General features: G+C 69.0%; 17 protein-coding genes. 13 read left to right on the top strand and 4 right to left on the bottom strand.

Annotated elements, in window-relative coordinates; translation table 11 throughout:
- The first annotated feature begins 159 nt into the window (after positions 1–159).
- The 3 genes from OC534_RS06835 to OC534_RS06825 all read left to right on the top strand — a co-directional run bounded on the left by OC534_RS06835 (position 160) and on the right by OC534_RS06825 (position 3587).
- Positions 160–1353: a serine hydrolase domain-containing protein gene (locus OC534_RS06835; RefSeq protein ID WP_153164952.1), complete on the top strand. Its 1194-nt coding sequence runs from the start codon at positions 160–162 to the stop codon at positions 1351–1353.
- Positions 1350–2549 carry an MFS transporter gene (locus tag OC534_RS06830; protein ID WP_262071590.1) on the top strand — a complete coding sequence of 400 codons (1200 nt, stop codon included), beginning with the start codon at positions 1350–1352 and terminating at the stop codon, positions 2547–2549. The genes OC534_RS06835 and OC534_RS06830 overlap by 4 nt, the downstream gene beginning before the upstream one ends.
- Before the next feature lie 108 nt (positions 2550–2657).
- Complete coding sequence (locus OC534_RS06825) at positions 2658–3587, top strand: polysaccharide deacetylase family protein (protein WP_017355661.1); 930 nt, start codon at positions 2658–2660, stop codon at positions 3585–3587.
- 13 nt (positions 3588–3600) lie between these two features.
- Here the strand turns inward: OC534_RS06825 and OC534_RS06820 are convergent, their stop codons facing one another.
- Entirely contained in the window at positions 3601–5202 is a 1602-nt protein-coding gene (locus OC534_RS06820) for an EAL domain-containing protein (RefSeq protein WP_262071589.1), read from the bottom strand.
- A gap of 496 nt (positions 5203–5698) precedes the next feature.
- On the opposite strand from OC534_RS06820, the gene OC534_RS06815 reads away from it, so the two are divergent.
- Positions 5699–6472 (top strand): lytic transglycosylase domain-containing protein, encoded by a 774-nt coding sequence (locus tag OC534_RS06815; protein WP_136003500.1) that lies wholly within the window; start codon positions 5699–5701, stop codon positions 6470–6472.
- A gap of 23 nt (positions 6473–6495) precedes the next feature.
- On the opposite strand, the gene OC534_RS06810 is transcribed toward OC534_RS06815, so the two are convergent.
- Positions 6496–8019, bottom strand: coding sequence for a hypothetical protein (locus tag OC534_RS06810; protein ID WP_262071588.1), 1524 nt, complete (start codon positions 8017–8019; stop codon positions 6496–6498).
- A 149-nt stretch (positions 8020–8168) separates the two neighbouring features.
- Here OC534_RS06810 and OC534_RS06805 point away from each other — a divergent pair, with 149 nt between their 5' ends.
- Entirely contained in the window at positions 8169–10247 is a 2079-nt protein-coding gene (locus tag OC534_RS06805; protein ID WP_262071587.1) for an NHL repeat-containing protein, read from the top strand.
- A 9-nt stretch (positions 10248–10256) separates the two neighbouring features.
- Here OC534_RS06805 and OC534_RS06800 read toward each other — a convergent pair whose 3' ends face one another.
- On the bottom strand, positions 10257–10631 hold the full coding sequence (locus OC534_RS06800; RefSeq protein ID WP_017357123.1) for a YciI family protein: 375 nt from the start codon (positions 10629–10631) through the stop codon (positions 10257–10259).
- A 325-nt stretch (positions 10632–10956) separates the two neighbouring features.
- Between OC534_RS06800 and OC534_RS06795 the strand changes: the two genes are divergently transcribed.
- From OC534_RS06795 to OC534_RS06760, 8 genes are all read left to right on the top strand, one after another.
- A complete protein-coding gene (locus tag OC534_RS06795; protein ID WP_026070933.1) occupies positions 10957–11376 on the top strand; it encodes a YciI family protein in 420 nt (139 codons plus the stop codon).
- Between the two features lie 30 nt (positions 11377–11406).
- Complete coding sequence (locus OC534_RS06790) at positions 11407–11829, top strand: VOC family protein (protein WP_017357121.1); 423 nt, start codon at positions 11407–11409, stop codon at positions 11827–11829.
- Between the two features lie 22 nt (positions 11830–11851).
- Positions 11852–12259 (top strand): VOC family protein, encoded by a 408-nt coding sequence (locus OC534_RS06785; RefSeq protein ID WP_017357120.1) that lies wholly within the window; start codon positions 11852–11854, stop codon positions 12257–12259.
- A 49-nt stretch (positions 12260–12308) separates the two neighbouring features.
- Positions 12309–13562 carry a sigma-70 family RNA polymerase sigma factor gene (locus OC534_RS06780; protein WP_136003505.1) on the top strand — a complete coding sequence of 418 codons (1254 nt, stop codon included), beginning with the start codon at positions 12309–12311 and terminating at the stop codon, positions 13560–13562.
- 70 nt (positions 13563–13632) lie between these two features.
- Entirely contained in the window at positions 13633–15282 is a 1650-nt protein-coding gene (locus OC534_RS06775; RefSeq protein ID WP_153164946.1) for a M28 family metallopeptidase, read from the top strand.
- A gap of 196 nt (positions 15283–15478) precedes the next feature.
- Positions 15479–16738, top strand: a complete 1260-nt coding sequence (locus OC534_RS06770) for a histidine kinase (RefSeq protein ID WP_136003508.1) — start codon at positions 15479–15481, stop codon at positions 16736–16738.
- A complete protein-coding gene (locus OC534_RS06765) occupies positions 16728–17501 on the top strand; it encodes a LytTR family DNA-binding domain-containing protein (protein WP_017356522.1) in 774 nt (257 codons plus the stop codon). The genes OC534_RS06770 and OC534_RS06765 overlap by 11 nt, the downstream gene beginning before the upstream one ends.
- A gap of 26 nt (positions 17502–17527) precedes the next feature.
- Positions 17528–17872, top strand: a complete 345-nt coding sequence (locus tag OC534_RS06760) for a hypothetical protein (protein WP_136003510.1) — start codon at positions 17528–17530, stop codon at positions 17870–17872.
- Positions 17873–17911: 39 nt separating this feature from the next.
- Here the strand turns inward: OC534_RS06760 and OC534_RS06755 are convergent, their stop codons facing one another.
- Entirely contained in the window at positions 17912–18526 is a 615-nt protein-coding gene (locus OC534_RS06755) for a hypothetical protein (protein WP_206147344.1), read from the bottom strand.
- Positions 18527–18592 lie beyond the last annotated feature (66 nt).

The following is an 18592-nucleotide window of genomic DNA, read 5'->3' as shown; positions in this document are numbered from 1 at the left end:
CAGCAGTGGCGCGCCGGCCGGGGGGCGGGAAACCCTTGCGGGGACTGGGTGTTATGCAATTGCGGAACAAACTGTCCGGAATGTGCGGAGCGTTACCGGGCTTTTTGCCGCTGCGGGCAGCGCCTACCGTGGCGCTCCGATTCCACTGGCACTGCCCCGATGACCGTCTCCTCCCCTGACGCCCTTTCCGCTACGCCCCGGCTGCCTGCCGTGGATGCCCTGCTGCGCCAGCAGCACCACGACGCGCGCCTGGTGGGTGCGGTGGTGCTGGTACGCCGGCACGGCCAGCTGCTGCACGCCGATGCCACGGGCTGGGCGGATCGTGAGCAGCAGCGGCCGATGTCGCGCGGGACGCAGTTCCGCCTGGCCTCGGTCAGCAAGCCGATCGTGACGGCCGCAGCCCTGCGCCTGGTGGCGAGGGGCGTGCTGTCGCTGGACACGCCGGCCCATGCGCTGCTGCCCGACTTCCGCCCGGCGCTGGCCGATGGCACCCGACCGGCGCTGACGTTGCGCCATCTGCTCAGTCACAGCGCGGGTCTGGGATACCGTTTCCTGGAAACCGATGCCGACGGGCCGCTGGCGATGGCCGGGGTCAGCGATGGCATGGATGCATGCGCCCATAGCCTGCAGGAGAACGTGCGCCGGATCGCGCAGGTACCCCTTGCGTTCGCGCCGGGCCACGGCTGGCACTACTCGCTCGGGGTGGATGTGGCCGGGGCGATGCTGGAGGCGGCAACCGGCCTGCCGCTGGCCGAGATTGTCCGTGTGCAGGTCACCGCGCCGTTGGACATGCACGACACCGGCTTTCATACGGACACGCCGACGCGGCTGGCCACGCCCTATGTCAGCGATCAGCCACGGCCGCGCCGCCTGCGCGAAGGCGAGGTGGTGCCGGTGTTCGACGGCACGGTCGGCATCGCCTACAGCCTCGCCCGTGCCAGCGATCCGCTGGCATTTGCCTCGGCCGGTGGCGGCATGGTCGGCACGGCCGACGATGTGATGCGGCTGCTGGAGGCGCTGCGCGGCGAAGCGCACCGCGATTGGCTTGCGGCCACGCACGTGGCGGAGATGACGCGCGCACAGGTGGGTGAGCAGGGCCCGCCGGACCCGCCAGGCTGGGGCTTCGGGCTGGGCGTTGCGGTGCTGCGCGACCGGATCGCGGCAGCCACGCCGCAGGCCGACGGCAGCTGGCGCTGGGGCGGTGCGTATGGGCACAGCTGGTTCGTCGATCCGGCCTGCGGGCTGAGCGTGGTCGCACTGACCAATACGCTGTACGAAGGCATGCACGGCGCCTTCGTGGATCGCCTGCGCGACGCGGTGTATGCCGACTGCGCCGTGGCGGTGGCGCCATGAGCGCGCCGGCCGAGGCCTGTCAGGGCGTGGCAGCGACCGCAGTCACGCGGCTGCCGCTGGGGGGCCTGCTGGCCCTGGCCTGCGCGGGCTTTGTGACGATTCTGACCGAGGCACTGCCGGCCGGTCTGCTGTCGCCGATGAGTGTCGACCTGGGCGTGAGCCGGGCGCTGGTCGGACAGCTCGTCACCGTGTACGCATTGGGCTCGCTGCTGGCGGCGCTGCCGATGACCGCATTGACCCGGCGGCTCCCGCGTCGCCCGCTGCTGCTGGCTGCGATTGCCGGCTTCGCCGTGGTCAACACGCTTACCGCGCTGACCCACGACTACACGGTCATGCTGGTGGCGCGCTTCGTGGCCGGGATCAGTGCCGGTCTGTTGTGGTCGCTGGTGGCCGGCTATGCGAGCCGCATGGTGGTGCCGTCGCTGCAGGGCCGCGCGATCGCGGTGGCGATGGTGGGCACGCCGCTGGCGCTGTCGCTCGGCATTCCTGCCGGGACGTTGCTGGGGCAGACCATCGGCTGGCGCTGGGCGTTCGGGGTGATGTCGCTGATCAGCGTGGCGCTGCTGGTGTGGGCACGGCTGACGCTGCCCGCGCTGTCGGCGCCCGGTGCGGCTGCCCGCCAGCCGCTGCTGACGGTGCTGAGGCTGCCGGGGCTGCGCACGGCGCTGCTGGCGATGTTCCTGTTCGTGCTGGCGCACAACGTGCTTTACACCTACATCGAGCCGTTCGCAGCGTTGGCCGGCGCGGCCGGTTGGCTGGACCGGCTGCTGCTGGTGTTCGGCGTGGCGTCGCTGGTGGGGATCTGGATCACCGGCGTGTGGGTGGATCGCGGCCTTGGCCTGCTGGTGGTGGCGAGCACGCTGGGCTTCATCGTGGCCGCCCTGGCGCTGGCCTGCTGGCCAGGTTCGCCGACGGTGCTGGTGGCCGCCACGGTGGTGTGGGGCCTGGCCTTCGGCGGCGTGGCGACGCAGTTCCAGACGGCAGTGGCGCGGCGCGCCGGTGAGGCGGCCGACATCGCGCAGTCGTTCGTGGTGACCGGTTGGAACCTGGCGATCGCGCTGGGTGGGGTGGCCGGTGGCGTGATGCTGGAGACGGTGGGCGAACGCTGGCTGCCGGTGGCGCTGTTGGCGGTGCTGGTGGCGGCGTTGGCGGTGGTGCTGCGACAGCCACGCGCCTGGCAGCCGGTGCTGCCGTGACGCCTGCGGAGCGGGCGATCGCGCACCGGTATGCTGGTCGGCATCGACCGGGAGGAGATGCAGGTGCAGCGAGGTTTATGTAGTGGATGGGGGCTGGCGCTGCTGTGCATGGCCGGCCTGGCGCAGGCGGCCACGCCGGACCGTCGCATCGCGATGACGATCGACGACCTGCCGTGGCAGCGGCTGGACACACGTGCCGAACCGGAGCTGGCCGAGCGGCACGCGCAGTTGATGGCCGCGCTCAACGCCACAGGCATCCCGGTGGTGGGCTTCGTCAACGCGGGCAAGCTGGTCGAGCAGGGCGAGGTGGTGCCGGCGCGCGTGCAGATGCTGCGCGACTGGCTCGACGCCGGTGCCGAGCTGGGCAACCACACCTGGGGTCACGTCGATCTGCACGCGGTGGGCCTGCCAGCGTATACGCAGGACATCCTGCGCGGCGAAGACACGCTGCGGCCGCTGCTGGCCGAGCGCGGGCAGTCGCTGCGCTGGTTCCGCCATCCGTACCTGCGCGCCGGCCGCTCGCCGGCACAGCGCGACGCGCTGGCGGCATTCCTGCAGGAGCACGGGTACCGCATCGCCCCTGTGACGGTGGACAACAGCGAATGGGTCTGGGCGTTCGCCTACGACACGGTGCGGGTCAGCGACCTGCCGCCGGCCGAACGCGAGGCGCGGCTGGCGCAGCTGCGTCGCGGCTACATCCCCTACATGCTGAACAAGCTGGACTACTACGAAGCGCAGTCGCAGCAGCTGCTCGGCCGCCTGCCGGCACAGGTGTGGTTGATGCACGCCAATGCGCTGAACGCGGCAACGTTCGAGGACCTGGTGGCGGCCACGCAGCGCCGTGGCTACCGCTTCATTTCGCTGGAGCAGGCCCTGCAGGACCCGGCCTACCAGCACGCCGATGGCTACAACGGCGACAGTGGCATCAGTTGGATCCATCGATGGGCGATGGCCGATCACGTGCCGCGCACGTTCCATGCCGGTGAACCGGTGGTGCCGCGCTGGGTGCAGGCGTTGGCCGGAGTGGACGCCGACTGAGCCCGGCAGTGGCCTAGTCGGTGATGCTGTGGTTTGGGTTCTGCATGTTCTCGCGGGCCTTGCCGTACTGTTCCTTGCGCTGCCAATGGAAGGCGGCGAAGGCCTCCGGTGGCAGCGGTTTGGAGAACAGCCAGCCCTGACCGAACTCGACCTGGCGCGATTGCAGGTAGGCGAGCTGGGCAGGTGTTTCCACCCCCTCGGCCACGGTGAACAGGCCCAGCGTTTTCGCCATGTCGATGATGTGCGAGGTGACCGGGCTGGTGGCGCTGTCGGTGCCGATGGCATCGATGAAGGACTTGTCGATCTTCAAGGCATCCAGCGGCAACTGCTGCAGGTACTGCAGGCTGGAATAGCCGACGCCGAAGTCGTCGATGGCCACGCAGTGCCCGGCGCGGCGCGTGGCGGCCAGGCTGTTGCGGGCGCGCTGGATGTCGATGAAGCCGCGTTCGGTGGCCTCCAGCCAGATCTGCTGGGGATGGATGCCCGTCCCCTGCAGCTTCTGCGTCAGCACCTTCAGTGCGCGGCCGCTGCTGACGTCCTCGGCGGCGAGATTGATCGCGATGTGGGCGCTGCGGTCCTGTACCAGCAGGTCGCGCATGTCGGCGATGACGTTGTCCATCACCTGGTCGGTCAGCGCCTCGATCAGGCCGGTATCCTCGGCCAGCGGGATGAACAGGTCCGGGCGCACCAGGCTGCCGTCGGGCCGCTGCCAGCGCACCAGTGATTCGGCACCGATGCAGATGCCGGTGTCCAGCTCGATGATGGGCTGGTAGTGCATGAAGAACTCGCGCCGCCGGACCGCCGTGGCCAGCTCGGCGCGCAGCGACAGACGTCGGCGCGACAGCCACACCGCCAGGGCGATCGCGGCGGCAGCGCCAAGCGCGCCGGCCGGGGCGAACTGCCAGAGCAGCGGGCGGATGCTGGCCACCAGAGGGGTGCGTGGCGCCGTGGCGATGGCCAGCCACTGCTGGTCCTGGGCGGTGGCAAACAGGGTGCGTGCATCCATGCCGCTGCGTGGCGAGCGCAGCAGATCGAGCATCAGCTGCGGATCGGCGATCGGCTGATGGGCGATCAGGCGTCCGTCCGGGCTGGCCACGGCCAGGCGTACGTCCGGGTCGGTGATGACGTCAACCAGCCGTTCGGGGTTCATCAGGATGTCGTAGCGGCCGTAGTACAGGGCCAGCAGCGGCACGCCATTGCCGGCCAGCGGGCGCACGTCGAGCTTGATGCCGACGCCGTCGGCGGTGAGGTGGTCCGGCTCGGGGCGGCGGATCGGCGCCTCCATCGGCCCCCAGGAGGTGCAGATCAGCCGGTCGTCCTGGAAATAGCCCATCTGCTCGGCCGAGACGGTATTGATCACCAGGCCGCGCATGAGTTGCAGGTGGGCCGCCGAGCAGGGTTCGAGCGTGCTGGCATTGGCCTGGCGGAGAGCGGTCAGCCCGGCTTCGTAGGCGCGGTGGGCGCGCAGCAGGGTCCGTTCGGCCGTGAACTGCAGCCGATCCCGCGCGGCATCGTTGGCGCGATTGACGTTGAAATAGAGCAGGGTGGCCATCGGCACGAGCGCGCCCAGCAGGGCGAACAGCACGGTGACGGCGATGTTCCGGGTGCGGTTCAAGCAGACCTCGTGCCAGCCGGCCCGTGGCCTGGAAGCCCTATCTCACCACCTGCGCGCACGGAAAGGAACAGGAAAACCCCGCGTTCGTGGTCGGACAAGGCCCAGGCGGGTCTCCGCCACGGCAGCAGCGGGTGAAACCCGACAGCCGCGCGCACTGCGGCCACCGCGGGCACCTCGCACCTGATCCGGGCGGGCGGCCGCGCGGGCCGTCTTCGAGGGTCAGAACACCGCCGGCGCAGCCTCTCCAACGGCATCGGCACCCGACCGCCATCGGTACCGGCCTGTTCCGGGGCTCGGGCAGGACCATCAGCCTGGCCGGCCCGCCCATCGTGCCGGTCTCCCTGATCACCGGCGATGCTGTCCTTGGTGAGGCGGTCTTCGCGCCCGGCGTGACGCTGCGCGGGCCTGCCCTGATGCCGGGACCGGCATTCACCTTCGGTTCGCAGCCGTGGCCGGATGATCGCGCCGCACGACTGACGTGCCCCGCACCGAGCCCATGAACCTGTCCCTGCCCGCCGCGCTGGTTGTGCTGCTGTTGCTGATGCCCGGTGTTGCAGGCGCGCGCACGGTGTATCGCTGCGTGCAGGGCAATACGGTGAGCCTGGCCACCGCGCCCGAGCCGGGGTCGACATGCACCCCGCGGCAGATCGACGACAACGCGGTGCAGACCCCCAACCTGTGGGGAAACATGGGGGTCTTCAGCGGCACCCTGTATGAGCGCGAGCAGGACGGCACGCGGGTCTACTCGACCCGCAATCTGCCCGGCTCGCGGGTGTTCCTGAAGTTCACCGTTGCCACGCCGCCGGGCGAGCCCGCGCATGAAGGGCTGGGCAAGGTCGGTGCGCCGCAGTTGAACCGGCATGCCAGGCAGTTCAAGGCCGCCGCGAAAGCCACCGGGGTGGACGATGCGTGGCTGCGGGCGATCGCGCACGCCGAGAGTGGTTTCGATGCCGGCGCGGTATCACCCAAGGGGGCGCAGGGCGTGATGCAGCTGATGCCCGATACGGCCACCGAGTTCGGCGTGGCCGATCCACTGTCGGCCGAGCAGTCGATCAACGGCGGCGCGCGCTACATGAAGACGCTGCTGCGCCGCTACAACGGCGACCGCGTGCTGGCCGCTGCGGCCTACAACGCGGGCATCGGTGCAGTGACGCGTTACAAGGGCGTGCCGCCCTACGCCGAGACGCTGGCCTACGTGGAGAAGGTCAGCGCGCTGTATGTGCGGTACCGCGAGGCAATGGGGTTCCGCGTGGAAACGCCGGCGAAGTAGGCTGGCGAGCCGCGCGGCACCGCTCAGCGGGTCGGGTTGGAACCAAACAGGTCAACGCGTTCGATACGGCCAACCGCCTGCACCGCGGCACGCACGTCGGCACGCTGCTTGAGCTGGCGCCAGCGCTGGTCGCGCACGGCATCGCCGGGCAACGACGGCAAGGTGCGGTAGTTCTGCAGCGACACCAGCGCATCGCCGCGCTCCTCCGGGGCGCGCAGCTTGGCGATCAGGCGGGCCGCCGCCTCGTCCATGCGATTCTCTTCAAGCAGGACGTCGAGCAGGATCAGGTCGGCGTCGTCGGGATGGCCCAGCAGCCAGTCGCGTGCGGCATCGCCCTGGGTGCGGTCGTCCAGCTGGCGGAACGCAATCAGGCGCAGCCAATGGCGTCCGAACTCCCAGAAGCCCAGCTCCGCCGGCAGCACTGCCAGGGTATCCAGGCCCTGCTGCGGTCGCTGCAGCGACATCTGCCAGCCAGCGAGCAGCAGGTGCTGAACCGTGTTGGGCGCGTCTGAATCGTGGAACCGCAGGGCCTGCGTCTGAGTGGCCAACGCCGCGTCCATCTCGCCCAGACGCCGCTGCGCGCCTGCACGGTAGGACAGCAGCCACGCCAGGTTGTCGGCGCCTTCGTAGGTGCGCTGCGCCGTCGGGTCCTGCGCCTGTACCGATGCGGCGATGCTGTCGGTCATGGCGATCACGGCAGCGTTGTCGCCGGTCATCAGCAGGGTGTCGGCCATGCGCACCGGCAGGACACCTTCCTCGGGCCGCAGCAGTGCGGCCACGCGCAGGGCGTCGGTATGGCGCCGTGCCGCCAGCGCCGGATCGAAGCGTGGGCTGGCGCGGTCAACGACCCGGTCGAACCGCTTGTCGCTGCGCAGCGCGATCAGCTGGACCGGGTCATCGATGCGCGCGATGGTGTCGGCCAGCCGATCCTGCTCGCCGGCCTCGGCCTGCAGCGTGGCCAGCGAGCGCCACAGGCGTGCCGGCTCCGTCCCTTTGTTCTGCCATTTGCGATCGAACAGCGCCTGCAGCAGGGTACGGCGGGTGGCGGGATCGTCTTTCAGCTGATGCAGCAGATAGCCGATCAGATCGACGTCGATATCGTCGTTGAAGCGGTCGGTAAGCTGCAGCGAACGGGCCAGGCTGAGGGCGGCATCGCGCGGCTTCTGCTGCTGCACCTGCAGGCGGCCGAGCAGGTACACGGCACGGGGATCGTCGTCGCGCGCGGCCAGCGCCGTACGCAGGTAGCGCTCGGCATCGGCCTGCTGCCCGCTCTTCAGCGCGGTCATGCCGGCCGCCACCCAGGCATCCTGACGCGCATCTACCGGCACCTGGGACAGTGCCGGGTCGGCGAGCACGCGCTCGAACACGATCATTGCGCCGAGCGTGTCGCCGCGATCGGACTGCATGATCGCCTCGGCTACCGAATCGACCAGACGCTGTGCATCCGCATTGAGCGGCGTGTCGGAGGCAACGCTGATGGCGGCCGACGCAGCGCTGCTGGCCGCCAACGCGAGCAGCAGTGCAAGAGCATGACGACGCAGGGGCATGGTGGGGTCCTTCCGTGGCAACAACAGGGATTGAACCCGGGATGGCCGATCGGCACAAGTCGCGCGTGTGCGCCACTGACGATGCGGCGGGTTTGCATGCGCGCGTGGAGCGACTATCGTCGTGGCCCCGACATCAGACAGGAAGCGGCATGGCGCGTGCGTACTGGGCAGCAGGAATCGCCGTGGTCACGGCCGCGCTGCTGGCGTGGACCTTTCTGGACGCGCCCGCGCCGCCCGCGCCTCCGCCGGGTCCGCCGCCCACCGTGCTGGGCTGGACGGCGCGGATCGAGGCGCTGGCCGGCGACGGTGTCGCCGGTGCGCGCGAAGGTGCGGGCATGCAGGCCCGCTTCGCCGATCCGAACGGGATGGCGGTCGATGCGCAGGGCGTGGTGTACGTTGCCGATGCCGGTGACAACAACCGCATTCGCCGCATCCATCCGGATGGTCGCGTAGACACATTGGCGGGTCAGGGGGAAGGCTGGCGCGACGGCCCGGCGCTGCAGGCACAGTTCCACACGCCGTCGGCGATCGCGCTGGACGCCGCTGGCACGGTGTACGTGGCCGACACCGGCAACCATGCGATCCGGCGCATCGGCCGCGATGGCACGGTCAGCACATTGGCGGGCGATGGCCAGCGTGGCTTCCGCGACGGCCCGGCGGGCCAGGCCCGCTTCGATGCGCCGATGGGCGTGGCGGTGGATGCCGGTGGCCGCGTGTTCGTGGCCGACACCTACAACGACCGCATCCGTGTGATCGAGACCGACGGCCAGGTGCGCACGCTGGCCGGTGGCGAGGTGCCCGGTCACATCGACGGCGCCGGCATCGGTGCACGGCTGGATACGCCGGTGTCGCTGACGTTGGATGGGCAGGGCAACCTGCTGATCGCCGATCTTTTCAACAATGCGATCCGCCAGCTTGCCCCGGATGGCACGCTGACCACCCGCGTCGCCAGCGGCGGCCTGCTCAGTGGCCCGTTGTCGATGGCGGTGACCCATGACGGGGTGATCTACGCCAGCGACATCAACGGCAGGGTGGTGCAGATCTCGGCACACGGCCATCAGCTTGCGCTGGCCGGTGTTCCGCCGCAGCCGCGCTTTGCACGCCCGACCGCGCTGGCGCTGGACGCCGAGGGGGGGCTGTATCTCGCCGATGCGGCCGCCTACCGCATACACCGGCTGCGTGCGCTGGGAGAGGGGAAGGTCGCGCCACCGGCCCTGGTCGGCCCTGCGCCGGACGCGCCGTTGCCGGCCACCGGCGGGCGCTGGCCGCTCGCCCCGCAGGATGGCTGGCACGAAGTGGTGGGCACGCTGGGCGAAGTACGCGGCAACTTCAGTGGCGAGAGCCGCCACCACCTGCACGGCGGTTTCGATATCCGTGGCGATGTGGGCCAGCCGGTGCTGGCGATTGCCGACGCCAAGGTCAGCAGCCCGGCCGCAAGCTGGGCAGTGGGTGGGCAGGGCGAAGGTCTGGCGCTGGACACGCTCAAATACATCCACATGAAGGTCGGGCGCGATCCGCGCGACCGCCCGCTGGATGCGCGCTGGCAGCAGCTGCGGGATGCGGACGGCAACCTGGAACGCATCCGCGTGCGGCGCGGCACGCGCTTCCAGGCGGGCGAACCGCTGGGCAGCATCAATCGCATGGCGCATGTGCACCTGAGCGTGGGCGCCAGCGGGTTCGAACGTAATGCCGTGGCGCTGGGATTTGTCCACTATGCCGATACGGTGGCTCCGCGCATGACGGCGGTGAGCCTGCTGGATGATCTGGAGCAGCCGCTCGCCGCCGGTGCCGACGGTCGCGTGGCAGTGCCACGGCAGGGGCCGGGCGTGCAGATCGTGGTGGAGGCGTGGGACCAGGTGGACCGCAACCTGCCACGGCGCCGGTTGGGCCTGTACCAGGTCGGCTACCAGATTCTCGACGCGCAGGGACACCCCCTGCCGGGCTACGAGCAGCCCCGCTTCAACATCGTGTTCAACCGCATGCCGCCGCAGGACAGTGCCACCGTGGTGGCCTATGCACCGGACAGCGGCATCACCGTGCATGGCAGTGCGGTGACCCGCTTCCGCTACCTGGTCACCAATACCGTCCGCGACGGGCTGGTGGAGACCGGACGCTGGCAGGCCGATGCGCTGCCGGCGGGCGACTACGTGATCCGTGGCAGTGCGCGCGACTACAGCGGCAACGAGGCGACCGGCCCGCGCGACCTGAAGATCACGCTGCTGCCCTGAACTGGCATCTCAGGCGCCGACGCGCTCGCGCTCGGCGTCCATGTCCGCCAGCGGCCGCACTTCGATGCTGCCGAAGCGCGACCACGGGAACTGCTGGGCGATGCGCATCGCCGCGTCGCGGTCGGGGGCGTTGATCAGGTTGAAGCCGGCCAGCAGTTCGCGGGTTTCAGCGAAGGGGCCGTCGGTGATCCGCGACTGGCCCTGGCGCACGCGAACCGTCTGCGCGCTGGCAACCGGTTCGAGCTTCTGTGCCAGCACCAGCGTGCCCTCGGCCTGCAGGGCATCGGCATGCTGCAGGCAGTCGTGCATCAGGCGATCGTACTCCTCGCCGGGCAGGGCCTGCAGCAGGCTTTCGTCGATATAGATCAGCAGCAGGAACTGCATGGCCGGGTCCGTGTCGGCAGGGGGTGTCCATGATGCCCCAGACGCCGCAACGGCCGTGTTGCAACGCCGCAGCGGATGCCGCGCCCGGCCGCTCGAGCGCCGGTTGCCAAGAGGCCCCGCAAGCTGCGGCAGCGCGGGCGGAGACATCAGGCGCTATCCGCAACGGCCCTTGGACCAGGACGCCCTCCCGCTGTCGGCAATGGCCTGAACAGGCGGAGGGAAAGGAAAGACGAATTTCTTTTCGCCGACGTGTCGATTTCCGCCCCGCTGCGACGTTGTATCCATGAAGGGCCCGCCAACCGGACCCGCACCGAAGGAGACACCGATGAAAGTCATGGTACTGGTCAAGGCGAGCGCGGCGACCGAAGCCGGTCAGATGCCGACCGAGGAGGAGATCCGCGCGATGGGCGCTTACAACGAACAGCTGGTGCAGGCCGGCATCATGCTGGCCGGGGAGGGCCTGCACCCCACCTCGCGCGCCCGGCGCGTCGCCTTTGGCACCGATGCGCCACGGGTCATCGACGGCCCGTTCGCTGAAACCCGCGAACTGGTCTGTGGATTCTGGCTGTGGCAGGTGCGCTCGCTGGACGAGGCCACCGAATGGCTCACCCGCGCCCCGTTCGCCGCCGGCGATGTCGTCGAGCTGCGGCCTGTTCTCAGTGCCGAGGATTTCGGTGCGGCCTTCACTCCCGAACTACAGGCGCAGGAACAGCGTCTGCGCGACCAGATCGGCAACGCCGGCTGACCATCCCCCCGCATCCCCTGGAGCATTCCCATGAAACTGATTCCGTTCCTGAGCTTCAACGGCCAGACCCATGAGGCGATGGCCTTCTACGCCAAGGTTCTCAACGGCAAGGTCACCTCGGAAATGAAGTACCGCGACATGCCGCCGATGGAGAACACCGACGGCTGCGGCGAGATGCCGCCGGAGACCCTGGACCACGTGGCGCACAGCCAGCTCGAGGTAGGCCAGGCCATCCTGATGGCCGCCGACAGTCCGTCGGGCGCGGGTGAGGGCAGCACGACCATCAACATCGACGTCGCGTCGGTGGACGAAGCCGAGCGCGTGTTCGCGGCCCTGGCCGAGGGCGGCGAGGTCAGGATGCCGATCGGCGAGACCTTCTGGGCGCATCGCTGGGGTTTCCTGATCGACCGCTACGGCAAGCCGTGGATGGTCAACTGCATGAAACAACCCTGATCTCCCACCAAGGATACCGACCATGACCGATTCGCCGCAGATGATCTTCGTCAACCTGCCGGTGCGCGACCTGGAGGCCTCCAAGGCCTTCTTCGCCGCGCTGGGCTACACCTTCAACCCCACCTTCACCGATGACAACGCCGCGTGCATGGTGGTGAGCGACAGCATCTTCGTCATGCTGCTGGTGGAGTCGTTCTTCACCCAGTTCACCCACAAGCCGATCAGTGACGCGCGCGCGCAGACCGAGGTGATCACCGCGCTGTCCGCACCCAGCCGCGCGGCGGTGGACGCCACGTTGGACAAGGCACTCAAGGCCGGCGCCAGCGAACCGCAACCGGCACGTGACTACGGCTTCATGTACCAGCGTGGCTTCCAGGACCTCGACGGTCACCTGTGGGAGGTCGCGTACATGGAGGGCCAGCCGGGATGAGCCGCCCGGTGGCTTGTGCGATGCGCGGGGCGATGCTCTGATCGGCGGCATGGACACTGCTCTGACGCACCGGCTGGACACCCTCTGGCGCATGGAAGCGCCGGCCCTGATCGCACGCCTGACCCGGATGCTGGGCGGCGATGTGGGGCGTGCCGAAGAACTGGCCCAGGACACCTGGCTGGCCGCGCTGGAGCGCTGGCCGCAGCAGGGCGTTCCAGACAACCCCGGAGCGTGGCTGATGACCACCGCGCGCAACCGCGCCATCGACGTCCTGCGCCAGCACCAGCGGGTGGCGGGCCAGCATGCACAGTGGGGCAGCGCGCTGGAACCTCAGCCGCTGCCCGCACCGGATGACACCGCCGCGCTGGAAGATGACATCGGCGATGACCTGCTGCGGCTGATGTTCGTGGCCTGCCACCCGGTCCTCGCCGCCGATGCACGGGTGGCGCTGACCCTGCGCCTGCTGGGCGGCCTGACCACCGATGAAATCGCCCGCGCCTTCCTCACCCCCGAGCCGACCATCGCCCAGCGCATCGTGCGGGCCAAGCGCACCCTCGCGCAGAAGCAGGTGCCGTTCGAAGTGCCCCGGCAGGCTGCCTTGCCCGAGCGGCTGGCGTCGGTGCTGGAAGCGGTCTATCTGATCTTCAACGAGGGTTACACGGCAAGCGCCGGCGATGACTGGATGCGGCCGGCGCTGTGCGAGGAAGCGCTGCGCCTGGGGCGGGTGCTGGCGCATCGCCTGCCCACCTGGCCGCAGGTGCACGGCCTGCTGGCCCTGATGGAGCTGCAGGCGTCGCGTACCGCCGCACGGACCACGGCCGAGGGTCGTCCGGTCCTGCTGCCCGACCAGGACCGCACGCGCTGGGACTGGCTGCAGATCGCGCGCGGCCAGGCGGCACTGCGGCAGGCGCAGGCACTGGGTGGCAGCACTGACGCGTACGTGCTGCAGGCGGCCATCGCCGAGTGCCACGCCGGCGCGCGACGCGCGCAGGACACCGACTGGCCGCGTCTGGCCGCGTTGTACGCCACGCTTGCCCATCATCATCCCTCTCCGGTGGTGGAGCTCAACCGGGTGGTGGCGGTGGCGCGCGCGGACGGTGCCGAGGCGGCCTGGGCGCTGCTGCAACCGCTGCAGGACGATCCACGCCTGCGTGGCTACGTGCCGCTGGCGGCGGTGCGTGGCGATGTGCTGCAGCAGCTGGGGCGCCCGGCCGAAGCGCGGGCGGCGTTCGAGGAAGCCGCCGCGTTGACCGCCAATGCGCGCGAAAAAGACCTGCTGCTCGCACGCGCGGCCGCCCTGTAGACCGGCACTGCCGCAAACCGCGTCGGCTGTCCTACACTCGGGCGATTGTCGTCCCGTACTGAGGTGCAGCGTGAAGCGAGTGGTAATCAGCCTGTTGGCGTTGTCGGTGTCGTCGGCCCTGATGGCGGCCACCCCCAAATTCGATGGCGCGCGGATCTCCGCCGACGTCAAGGAACTGGCATCGGACGCCTATGAGGGCCGCTCGCCGGCCACCGCCGGTGAAGAAAAAACCGTCGCGTTCCTGAGCAGGCAGTTCGCTGCGGCCGGCCTGCAGCCGGGCGGCGACCTCAAGGACGGCAAGCGCCTGTGGACCCAGGCCGTGCCGCTGCTCAAGGGCGATATTGTGGGTACCCCGACCCTGTCGCTGAGCAGCAAGGGCACGCCGCAGGCCCTCAGCCAGGGCAAGGAAATCGCCGTGCGCGCGGCCATGAACGGCGCCAGCGAAGTGGATATCCGCAACGCGCCGCTGGTCTTCCTCGGCTACGGCGTCAAGGCCGATGAGCGCAACTGGGACGACTTCAAGGGCGTCGACCTGAAGGGCAAGATCGCCGTGGTGCTGATCAACGATCCCGACTTCGAGACCGGTCAGGGCGATTTCGACGGCAAGGGCATGACCTATTACGGCCGCTGGACCTACAAGTACGAGGAAGGCGCACGCCAGGGCGCGCTCGGCGTGCTGATCGTGCACGAGACCGCACCGGCGTCGTACGGCTGGGCCACCGTGGCCGGCTCCAACACCAACACCATGTTCGATGTGGTCCGCGACAGGCCGGCCGAGGCGCATCCGCTGCTGGAAGGCTGGATCCAGCGCGATCTGGCGGTCGAACTGTTCAAGCGTTCCGGCCTGGATTTCGAGGCGCTCAAGAAGCAGGCGCAGACCCGCGACTTCAAGCCGGTGGAACTGAAGGGTGAAACCTTCTCGGCAAACTACGCGGTCAAGACCGAAGTGATCACCTCGCACAACGTGGCCGCCCGCCTGGAAGGCAGCACGCGCCCGGACGAGACCGTGGTCTACAGCGCGCACTGGGATCACATCGGTGTGGGCAAGCCCGATGCCAACGGCGACACCATCTTCAACGGCGCGCTGGACAACGCCAGCGGCACCGCCTCGCTGATCGAGCTGGCGCGCGGCTTCGCCAAGGGCAAGCGCCCGGAGCGCTCGGTGCTGTTCCTGGCGGTGACCGCCGAAGAAAAGGGCCTGCTGGGCTCGGAGTACTACGCCAGCCATCCGCTGTACCCGCTGGCCAAGACGGTGGCGGTGATCAACATGGACGGGATGGCGCCGTTCAGTCCGTCGCGCGATTTCGGCATCTACGGCTCGGCCAAGCTGGAACTGCTGGACCAGCTCAAGGACGTGGCCAAGGGCTGGGATATCCGCTACACCCCCGATCCCAAGCCGGAAGCCGGCCTGTTCTTCCGTTCCGATCATTTCCCGTTCGCCAAGCGCGGTGTGCCGGCGGTGTCGTACTCGGCGGGCCAGGACTGGGTGGACGGGGGTGTGGCGGCCGGCAAGAAGGCCTCCGACGATTACACCGCCAAGCGCTACCACCAGCAGGGCGACGAATGGCAGCCGGACTGGACCTTTGCCGGCGCGGCACGCGATCTGGAAGTGCTGTACACGCTGGGCAACCAGTTGGCCAACTCGAACGCCTGGCCGAACTGGAGCGCCGATTCGCAGTTCCGCGCCCCGCGTGACGCCAGCGCGGCCGAGCGCAAGTAACGCGGCACGCCCCGCCGGTCCCGCCGGCGGGGCATCCCGGCAGGCCGGCCGCAGGTCGGCTGTCGTGGCAACCGTTCCGACAGCCAGACCCGGCTGATCCCGCTTCATCCTCCCGATTCCCGGCTTCGTCGCATGCGGCTTGTCCTTGCGGGCGGCAGGGCTATGCTCGCTTCACCCCTTTGCCGGAAACGCCGCCGTGCTTGCCAGTCTCGCTCTGATCGTCCGCATTCTGTTGGCCTGGACCGCCGCGGTCATCGTGGCCGGCTTCGTCTGGAGTGGCATCTTCAGCGGCATGCGCGACGGCCCTGGCTGGGTGTTCGGGCTGCTGGCGATGTTCCTGATGGTGACCGCTCTGGGCAGCTGCATCACCCACATCCGCCGGGTGTGGCTGGTGGCCGGACGCCTGGACGGCACCACCCTGTCCAGCCGACAGCGCCGGCAGATCGAACTGCCGATGGATGCCGGCCCGGCCTTTGCGCTGGTCGAGGCGGCGCTGGCCGAGCTGCCCCGCGTGGAAGACATGGAGAGCGCTGCCGGCAGCCTGCAGGTGCGCGCCTACGTGCGCCGTGTCGACCCCTACAACGGCCGCCCGCCGTCGCGCTGGAATCTGCCCGCGCGCCTGGCGATCAAGCGCAACAGCGTACTGGCCACCGTCACGCCGGGGCAGGGCACCAGCAGCGTGACCCTGCTGTTCGAACCCGACGCCGGTGTGTGGGCCGACCTGCTCGCCGTCGATGAAGGCAGCAACTACGAGAACGCCGAAGCAGTCGGGCGTGCGATTACCCGCCGCGTCGCCGAGCAGCGCCGCGACGAACAGGCCGCCGCTGCGCAGACCGCGACCGAGAAGGAACTGAGCGTGGCGCGGTTGAACCTGCTGCACGCGCAGGTGGAACCGCATTTCCTCTACAACACGCTGGCCAACGCCCAGGTGTTGACCCGCACCGATCCGCCGCGCGCGGACCAGATGCTGGGCCACCTGATCCAGTACCTGCGCAGCTCGCTGCCCCGCGTGGACGAGTCGATGTCCACGCTGGGCGTGGAACTGGAGCGTACCCAGGCGTACCTGGAGATCCTGAAGATCCGCATGGGCGCACGCCTGCTGCTGCAGGTGGACGTGCCGCCGGCACTGAACGTGCTGCCGCTGCCGTCGATGGCGCTGCAGACCCTGGTGGAGAACGCCATCAAGCACGGCCTGGAACCCAAGCCCGGCGGCGGCACGGTATGGATCATCGCGCGTGCCTTCGATGACCATGTCACCCTGACCGTGGCCGACGACGGATTGGGCTTCGGCCACACCACCAGTGGCACCGGCATCGGGCTGAAGAACCTGCGCGAGCGCCTGCGCCTGACCTGCGGTGAACACGCCGGTGTCGCGATCGTGGCCAACTTCCCCAGCGGCGTGGCGGCCACCATCACCCTGCCGTATGACGCACGCGAGGCAATCCATGCAGCTTGATGCCCTCATCGCCGAAGACGAAGACCTGCTGCGCCAGTCATTGGTCAGCCAGTTGCAACGCCTGTGGCCGGACCTGCGGCTGGTGGCCGAATGCGAAGACGGCGCCAGCGCGCTGGAGCGGTTGGCGGAGCTCAAGCCGGACCTGGCGCTGCTGGACATCCGCATGCCCGGCATCAGCGGTATCGAGGTGGCGCGCGCGCTGCCCGAGATCAGCCCGCGCACCCAGGTGGTGTTCGTGACCGCCTATGACCAGTACGCCATCGATGCGTTCGAGCAGGGCGCGGTGGACTACCTGCTCAAGCCGGTCAGCGACGAGCGCCTGCTGGCCACGCGCGAGCGCATCCTCACCCGCATGCAGGCCGGGCGCCCGGACAGTGCGATGCTGGAACAGCTGCTGCAGCGGCTGGGCCAGCAGCCGGCGGCACGGTCCACGGCCCCGCCGCTGGCCTGGATCACCGCCAGCAACGGCCGCGATACTCACCTGATCATGCTGGAGGACGTGGTGTACTTCCGCGCCGACAGCAAATACACCACGGTGGTCACCGCGCAGGGCGAAAGCCTGCTGCGCACGCCACTGCGCGAGTTGCTGGAGGTGCTGGATCCGCAGCGCTTCCGTCAGGTCCACCGTTCCACCATCGTCAACATGCAGGCGGTGGCGGCGGTGAGCCGTGATGACACCGGACGGGGCCAGCTGCGGCTGAAATGCCGGCCGGAGATCCTCAACGTCAGCCAACCGTTCATGAGCCTGTTCCGCGGCATGTAAGCCGCTCCCGCACGGAGTCGTCCCGTATGCGTACGCCCGCTCTTGCCGCTGCCTGTCTGCTGCTCCTCGCGGCCTGCCAGCAGTCCGGCAACACCTCCGTCACCCGCGTCAGCGCCAACGGGGTGGATACGCTGTACAGCCGCACCACGGTCGTGGATGGCGTTGCGCGCTTCGCGTGCATTGCCAGCCGCAGCGGGCAATGCCACTACCTGGTGCTGGATCCGCGCTGTACGCTGGAGGCGGCGTGCGCGCAGCCGCCACTGCAGCAGTTCGCGGTGGCGGTGGGGCAGACCCGGGCGATGCCCGACCTGCCGACCGGTTTCAAGCTGTGCGTCAGCGAGGTCCGCAAAGAACGATGCCACCGTGACTGATCACGGTGGCATCGTGGCTCCCCCCACTTCACGGGCCGGTCAGAAGGCCGGCTGCAGGTGCAGATTGTTGCCGGGGTCCTGCTCGCCGACATGATTGAGGCGGCCAACCAGCTCGGAATGCTGATGCATCCGGCCGATCTCGCGCATGATGCGGATGTCTTCGTGGCGCAGCTCGCGCCGCGCGCTGACGACCTGCTTGTAGTTGAGCACTTCCGGATAGTGCTGGGCCATCTCCAGCGCATCGGCCACGCACTCGACGCTGTCGGCATCGGCGGTGATCCGCTCGCGGCTGTTGAACGCCTTCATCCAGCGCTCGAAACCGGCCTTGTGGTCGAACATGTTGGCCATGAACCAGATCACGAACAGGATCGAGACCCAGGAACCGAACACGATCACCACGCGGGTGAAGGTGATATGGAAGTCGTCCTTCCACAGGTAGTTGCTGATCAGGCCGAGGATGAGCAGCGAGGACGCCTGCCACCCGACGATTGAAGCCATCAGCCATTGACCCTTGGCCTTGGCGAGCACGGCCACTTCCTCGCGGATCTGCTGCTCGCTCTTGTTACGCCAATGCGCGACCTGTTTTTCGAACGGGCTGTTGTACAGCTCGTTGTCCTGCAACAGCAAACCCAAACCCTTGAACAAAGCGATCATGACGTGCTCCTTCTGGAACGTGCGGCAGCGCATTGGACGAACTTGAGGCGGATTCAGTTCTAGCAC

It is taken from the genome of Stenotrophomonas sp. Marseille-Q5258 (genome assembly GCF_946900935.1).
Lineage (GTDB): Bacteria > Pseudomonadota > Gammaproteobacteria > Xanthomonadales > Xanthomonadaceae > Stenotrophomonas > Stenotrophomonas nematodicola.
Note: the sequence above shows the minus strand (reverse complement) of the source record. Positions and strands in the feature narration are given on the sequence as shown.

Coding starts and splice junctions, on each gene's coding strand:
- OC534_RS06835 (WP_153164952.1), top strand. CDS start 160: ATGACCGTCTCCTCCCCTGACGCCCTTTCCGCTACGCCCCGGCTGCCT.
- OC534_RS06830 (WP_262071590.1), top strand. CDS start 1,350: ATGAGCGCGCCGGCCGAGGCCTGTCAGGGCGTGGCAGCGACCGCAGTC.
- OC534_RS06825 (WP_017355661.1), top strand. CDS start 2,658: ATGGCCGGCCTGGCGCAGGCGGCCACGCCGGACCGTCGCATCGCGATG.
- OC534_RS06815 (WP_136003500.1), top strand. CDS start 5,699: ATGAACCTGTCCCTGCCCGCCGCGCTGGTTGTGCTGCTGTTGCTGATG.
- OC534_RS06810 (WP_262071588.1), bottom strand. CDS start 8,019: ATGCCCCTGCGTCGTCATGCTCTTGCACTGCTGCTCGCGTTGGCGGCC.
- OC534_RS06805 (WP_262071587.1), top strand. CDS start 8,169: ATGGCGCGTGCGTACTGGGCAGCAGGAATCGCCGTGGTCACGGCCGCG.
- OC534_RS06800 (WP_017357123.1), bottom strand. CDS start 10,631: ATGCAGTTCCTGCTGCTGATCTATATCGACGAAAGCCTGCTGCAGGCC.
- OC534_RS06795 (WP_026070933.1), top strand. CDS start 10,957: ATGAAAGTCATGGTACTGGTCAAGGCGAGCGCGGCGACCGAAGCCGGT.
- OC534_RS06790 (WP_017357121.1), top strand. CDS start 11,407: ATGAAACTGATTCCGTTCCTGAGCTTCAACGGCCAGACCCATGAGGCG.
- OC534_RS06785 (WP_017357120.1), top strand. CDS start 11,852: ATGACCGATTCGCCGCAGATGATCTTCGTCAACCTGCCGGTGCGCGAC.
- OC534_RS06780 (WP_136003505.1), top strand. CDS start 12,309: ATGGACACTGCTCTGACGCACCGGCTGGACACCCTCTGGCGCATGGAA.
- OC534_RS06765 (WP_017356522.1), top strand. CDS start 16,728: ATGCAGCTTGATGCCCTCATCGCCGAAGACGAAGACCTGCTGCGCCAG.
- OC534_RS06760 (WP_136003510.1), top strand. CDS start 17,528: ATGCGTACGCCCGCTCTTGCCGCTGCCTGTCTGCTGCTCCTCGCGGCC.
- OC534_RS06755 (WP_206147344.1), bottom strand. CDS start 18,526: ATGATCGCTTTGTTCAAGGGTTTGGGTTTGCTGTTGCAGGACAACGAG.